Origin of the sequence: Falsiroseomonas sp., assembly GCF_030695085.1 — a bacterium.
Lineage (GTDB): Bacteria > Pseudomonadota > Alphaproteobacteria > Acetobacterales > Acetobacteraceae > Falsiroseomonas.
This window is the reverse complement of the sequence record NZ_JAUYTS010000154.1, coordinates 1-5637: the sequence shown is the minus strand read 5'-3', so window position 1 is coordinate 5637 and position 5637 is coordinate 1. Positions and strand designations below refer to the sequence as shown.

The 5637-nt window shown below is 69.8% G+C and carries 5 protein-coding genes and 1 tRNA gene; 4 read left to right on the top strand and 2 right to left on the bottom strand.

Annotated features, from left to right (window positions below; genetic code table 11):
• Positions 1–162: 162 nt before the first annotated feature.
• A tRNA-Val gene (locus tag Q8S40_RS16520) sits at positions 163–237 on the bottom strand.
• Positions 238–329: 92 nt separating this feature from the next.
• Here Q8S40_RS16520 and Q8S40_RS16515 point away from each other — a divergent pair.
• Positions 330–1130 (top strand): DUF3108 domain-containing protein, encoded by an 801-nt coding sequence (locus Q8S40_RS16515; protein ID WP_305671246.1) that lies wholly within the window; start codon positions 330–332, stop codon positions 1128–1130.
• Here the strand turns inward: Q8S40_RS16515 and Q8S40_RS16510 are convergent.
• Positions 1104–1754 (bottom strand): HAD-IA family hydrolase, encoded by a 651-nt coding sequence (locus Q8S40_RS16510; RefSeq protein ID WP_305671245.1) that lies wholly within the window; start codon positions 1752–1754, stop codon positions 1104–1106. The two genes, Q8S40_RS16515 and Q8S40_RS16510, sit on opposite strands and share 27 nt — an antisense overlap.
• 114 nt (positions 1755–1868) lie before the next feature.
• Here Q8S40_RS16510 and glmU point away from each other — a divergent pair, with 114 nt between their 5' ends.
• From glmU to Q8S40_RS16495, 3 genes are all read left to right on the top strand, one after another.
• Positions 1869–3179 carry a bifunctional UDP-N-acetylglucosamine diphosphorylase/glucosamine-1-phosphate N-acetyltransferase GlmU gene (glmU, locus tag Q8S40_RS16505; RefSeq protein ID WP_305671244.1) on the top strand — a complete coding sequence of 437 codons (1311 nt, stop codon included), beginning with the start codon at positions 1869–1871 and terminating at the stop codon, positions 3177–3179.
• Positions 3179–5002 carry a glutamine--fructose-6-phosphate transaminase (isomerizing) gene (gene glmS / locus Q8S40_RS16500; RefSeq protein WP_304807288.1) on the top strand — a complete coding sequence of 608 codons (1824 nt, stop codon included), beginning with the start codon at positions 3179–3181 and terminating at the stop codon, positions 5000–5002. The genes glmU and glmS overlap by 1 nt, the downstream gene beginning before the upstream one ends.
• 72 nt (positions 5003–5074) lie before the next feature.
• Positions 5075–5637, top strand: a 563-nt coding sequence (locus tag Q8S40_RS16495; protein WP_305671243.1) for an aldehyde dehydrogenase family protein, incomplete at its 3' end; no start/stop codon positions are given.

Below are 5637 nucleotides of genomic sequence, written 5' to 3'. Positions count from 1 at the left end.
GAGGAGCGTGGTCCGGGCGAGCGTGGTCCGGGCGAGCGCGGCCCGGGTGGCCGTGGCGGTCCGCCGCCCGCTGCAAGCTCGAACTGAAGCGGCGAGCCAGGTCGGGGGGGCTTCGGCCCCTCCGGCGATCGTGTCGTGCCGGACGTCTGGTGAGAGGCAGGATGGTGGGCGCGACAGGGATTGAACCTGTGACCCCCGCCGTGTGAAGGCGATGCTCTACCGCTGAGCTACGCGCCCATCCTGGGGTGCGGGGGATAATGCGGAGCCCAGGATGTGTCAAGCTGGGGAGGTGTCCTTGGAAAGCGCCTGGCGCAGCCGATATGCCTGTGATGCGCCATAGCTCCTGGTTCCTCGCCGGTCTTGTTGGTCTGGCCCTCGTGCCGCGTGACGCGGCCGCGGAGTCCGTGCGCGCCATCTATGACGTCTATGCCGCTGGTATGACGGTGCTGCAGATGGAGGCGGATTTTGAACTGACCCCGGCAGGATACCGGGTCGAGACCCGGATGCGGACGCAGGGCGTCGCTGCGGCCTTCGTCTCCGGTGAACAGGTGTCCCGCGCCGCCGGCGCCTGGGGCCGCGGAACCGTGCTGCCATCGACCTATCGGTCGGAGGGCGTGTGGCGGGGCCGGGACCGGCTTGTGGTGCTCGCCTGGTCGGGCGGCAATCCGGTGGTGGAGGCGATGGTGCCACCGAATGACGAGGAGCGGGAGGCAGTACCTGTCGAGGCGCGGCGCGGCACCATCGACGCGCTGTCCGCCATGGCGCTGCTGTCCCGCACGGTGGCCGGCAGTGGCACCTGCGAAGGGCGTGCGCCGGTCTATGACGGCCGGCGGCGCAGCGACTTTGCCATCTCGACACAGGGGCGGGAACTGATCCGCCCCTGGCGCAGCGCTTGGCATGGCGAGGCGCTGCGCTGCAGCTTCGAGGGACGGTTGGTGGCGGGCTTCATGCGCGACCAGCCCCGCGAACGGGCCGCGGCCCCGCAGACTGGCACCGCCTGGATCGCAGCGCCATTCCCTGGCGCACCGCCGATCCCGGTCCGTATCGAGGTCTCGAGCCGCTGGTTCGGCACCGCGACGGCGGTGCTGCTGCGGGCGGAAGCCTCAACCGTGGTGCAAACGCGCCAGTAGCGGCTGCAACCCTGCGGGCGTGGCGGCAATCGGGGCGCCGGCCGCCATGGCGACGGGGCCGTAGCCCCATCCTGCGAAAATCGGACGTACACCCGCGCCGCGGGCCGCCGCCATGTCGTTGTGATGATCGCCGATCATCACGGCATCCTCCGCCCGGCCACCGGCATCCCGGAGGGTGGCGAGGAGATGGGCCGGGTCCGGCTTGCGGGTCGGATAGGAGTCGCCGCCCCCGATGGCGGCAAAATGCTCGGCCAGGCCAAGCTCCCGCAATAATGTGATCGCGGGGGAAACCGGCTTGTTGGTGCAGACGGCCAGGCGCCAGCCGTCCCGGACCAGATCGGCCACAACCTCCCGGATGCCGGGGAAGGCGGCGGTCTCAACCGCTGCGTTGGCGCCATAGTCTTCGAGGAAAGCCTCCAGCGCGGGCTGGTCGAAGGGCAATCCGCGCGCTGCCAGTGCCCGTTCCACCAATACCTTGGCGCCATCGCCGATCATCGCCACCACTTCCGCCCGTGCAAATCCCGGCAGGGCACGTACGGCCATCAGCCGGTCCAGCGCGGCGTGGAGATCGGGCGCGCTGTCCACCAGCGTGCCATCGAGGTCGAAGACGGCGATCGGTTGCATGCCCCCCGATAGGCCCGGACGCCCGCAGCGGCAAGGCGGTGTCGTTACGCCGCGCAACGGGACGTGACCGGCGCCACCTTGCGGCCCAGGGCGAGGTCGGATTACCGGGGGGGCATGAACATTGCTGCCGTCATCCTCGCTGCCGGGCTCGGAACCCGCATGCGGTCCCGCCTGCCCAAGGCCCTGCACCCCATCGCGGCGCGCCCCATGCTGCAACACATCCTGTCGGCGGCGACCGAGGTGTTCGACCGGGCCGTGGTGGTGATCGGGCCGGAAATGCCCGCATTGCAGCGCGCGGCGGACCCACATCCGGTGGTTGTGCAGACGGAGCGGCTGGGCACCGGCCATGCGGCGCTGCAGGCGGCGCCGCTGCTGGAGGCGTTCGCGGGGGATGTGGCGGTGCTCTACGCCGACAACCCGCTGATCACGCCGGAGACGCTGCGCCGCCTGGCGGCGGCACGGGTCGGTGCGGGGCTGGCCCTGGTGGCCATGCGGCCCGCCGACCCCGGGCGCTACGGCCGCGTGCTGACCAATGCGGCGGGGGAGGTGGAGCGCGTTGTCGAATGGGCCGATGCGACGGCGGAGGAGCGCGCCATAGGCCTGTGCAATGCCGGCGTGATCTGCGCCCCGGCGGCCAGCCTGTTCCGCTGGCTGCGCGCGATCCGCAACGACAATGCGAAGGGCGAGTACTACCTGACCGACATCGTCGCGCTGGCGCGCCAGGCCGGTGAGCGTGTAGTTGTGATCGAGGCGCCGGAGGCCGAGCTGCGCGGCATCAACAGCCGGGTCGAACTGGCCGCCGCCGAGGCCGCTGTGCAGGCGCGGCTGCGGTTGGCCGCGATGGAGGGCGGCGCCACGCTGATCCAGCCCGACAGCGTGACCTTCGCCTTCGACACGCGGCTCGGCCAGGATGTCAAGATCGGGCCCAACGTGGTTTTCGGGCCCGACGTGGTGGTGGAGGACGGGGTGGAAATCCGCGCCTTCAGCCATCTGGAAGGCTGCATCGTCCGCGCGGGTGCCATCATCGGCCCGTTCGCCCGGCTGCGGCCCGGCACACGCATCGAGCCAGGTGGGCATGTCGGCAATTTCGTCGAGCTGAAGGCCACCGTGCTGGGTGCGGGCGCCAAAGCGAACCATCTGAGCTATCTGGGCGATGCCGAGATCGGCGCAGGCGCCAATATCGGCGCCGGCACCATCACCTGCAATTATGACGGCGTGAACAAGCACCGCACCGAGATCGGCGCCGGCGCCTTCATCGGATCGGACACGGCGCTGGTGGCGCCGGTTCGGGTCGGCGCGCGGGCGCTGGTCGCGGCGGGCAGCGTCATCACGGAAGACGTGCCGGACGATGCCATGGCGATCGCGCGCGGCCGCCAAGCCAACAAGGCTGGGCGTGGCTTTCGCGGAAAGGGAGTGAAGGCCTGATGTGCGGCATCGTCGGAGTGGTGGGGCGTGAGGCGGCAGCGCCGCGCCTGCTGGAGGCGCTGCGGCGTCTGGAATATCGCGGCTATGACAGCGCCGGGGTGGCAACCCTGGTGAATGGCCACATCGATCGCCGGCGCGCCGAGGGCAAGCTGATCAACCTGGCGGTTGTGCTGGAACAGTCGCCGCTGTCCGGCACCACCGGTATCGGCCACACGCGCTGGGCCACCCATGGCGCGCCGGTGGAGCGCAACGCGCATCCGCACGGCACGCCGCGCGTCAGCGTGGTGCATAACGGCATCATCGAGAACCACGCCGAACTGCGCGCCGAGCTTGAGGCGAAGGGGCAGGAATTCGAGACGGAGACGGATACGGAGACCTTCGCCCGCCTGGTGGATTGGCATTTGCAGCAGGGCGCGACCCCGCAGGAAGCGGCTGCCACCTCGCTCCGCCGTGTGCATGGCGCCTTCGCGCTGGCCATGATGTTTGCCGGCCACCCCCGCATGCTGATCGCCGCCCGGCAGGGCGCGCCGCTGGCGATCGGCTTTGGCGATGGCGAGATGTTCGTGGGATCGGACGCGCTGGCCCTGGCGCCGCTGACGCGCCGCATTGCCTATCTGGAGGAAGGCGACTGGGCCGTTGTCTCCGACAGCACTGCCGTCTTCCATGATTCGTCGGATGCCGAGGTGACGCGGGAAATCCGGCTGACCGCGATCTCCGGCGCCGCGGTCGGCAAGGGCAATTTCCGCCACTTCATGGAAAAGGAGCTGCACGAACATCCGGCCGTGCTGGGTGACACCTTGCAGCAGTACCTCGATCCCACCACGCGTGCCGTCGCTTTGCCGCCGCTGCCCTTCGACCCGGCCGTGGTGCCACGCCTGACCATGTCCGCCTGCGGCAGCGCCTTCCTGGCCGCGCAGGTCGGGCGCTACTGGATCGAGCAGCTGGCGCGCATCCCGGTCGATGCCGATGTCGCCAGCGAATTGCGCTATCGCGAGCCACCGCTTGCGGAAGGTGGCGGGGCCATCTTGGTCTCGCAATCCGGTGAGACGGCGGACACCATGGCGGCGCTGCGCCTGCTCCAGCAGGGCGGCCAGAAGGTTCTCTCGGTGGTCAATGTGCCGGAGAGCAGCATGGCGCGCGCGAGCGATGGCGCGCTGCTGACGGTGGCGGGGCCCGAGATCGGCGTCGCCTCCACCAAGGCCTTCACTGCGCAGCTTGCGTTGCTCGCCTGCCTCGCCATCGGCTTCGGACGTGCCCGTGGCACGCTGGATGAGGCGACCGCGCGGCTGCTGGCCTCGACCCTGACGGAAGTGCCCGGCCATGCCGCGCGAATCCTGGAACAGGATGAGGAAATCCGCGAAATGGCGGTGGAGGTCGCCAAGGCGCGTGACGTGCTCTTCCTCGGCCGCGGCGCCTTGATGCCGATTGCCATGGAAGGCGCGCTGAAGCTGAAGGAGCTGTCCTACATCCATGCCGAGGGCTATCCGGCCGGTGAGATGAAGCATGGCCCGATCGCGCTGATCGATTCCGCCGTTCCGGTCATCGCGCTGTGCCCCAGCGGGCCGCTGTTCGAAAAAACCGCGTCCAACCTGCAGGAAGCGGCGGCGCGCGGCGGGCGGATCATGGCCTTCACGGATGCGGTGGGAGCGAAGGCGCTGCGCGGTTTTGCCGAACGCGTGATCGTGCTGCCGACGGTGCACCCCTTCGCCGCGCCCATCCTGCACGCCATTCCGGTGCAGGTGCTGGCCTATCACGTCGCGGTGCTGAAGGGCACGGATGTGGACCAGCCGCGCAACCTGGCCAAGAGCGTGACGGTCGAGTAGCAGGACCCCGGCCCCTGACATCGCCCCGCCGAAGTTCTATCTTCGGCGGGTACCGAGGGAAGGAAAGCCGACATGCTGGACGTCACGGCCAAGCTGCCGCTGAAGGACCCCGACCTGTTCCGCCAGGCGAACTGTGTCGGCGGCAAGTGGATCCAGGCGGATAGCGGCAAGACCATCGCGGTCCGCAACCCGGCGAATGGCGAGGTGATCGGCGAAGTGCCGGCACTCGGGGCCGCCGAGACGCGCCGCGCGATCGAGGCGGCGCAGGCCGCCTTCGCCGGCTGGCGCGCCATGCTGGCCAAGGAGCGCGCCGCCATCCTCCGCAAGCTGAACGACCTGATGCTGGCCAATGCGGATGACCTGGCCGCCATCATGACCGCCGAGCAGGGCAAGCCGCTGGCCGAGGCCAAGGGCGAGATCGCCTATGCGGCATCCTTCATCGAGTGGTTCGCCGAGGAAGCGAAGCGCATCTATGGCGATACCATCCCGCAGAATGCCAAGGGCCGGCGGATCCTGGTGCTGAAGGAGCCGATTGGCGTCTTCGCCGCGATCACGCCCTGGAACTTCCCGGCCGCCATGATCACCCGCAAGGCCGGCCCCGGCCGGGCCGCGGGCTGTACCGGGGTGATCCGCCC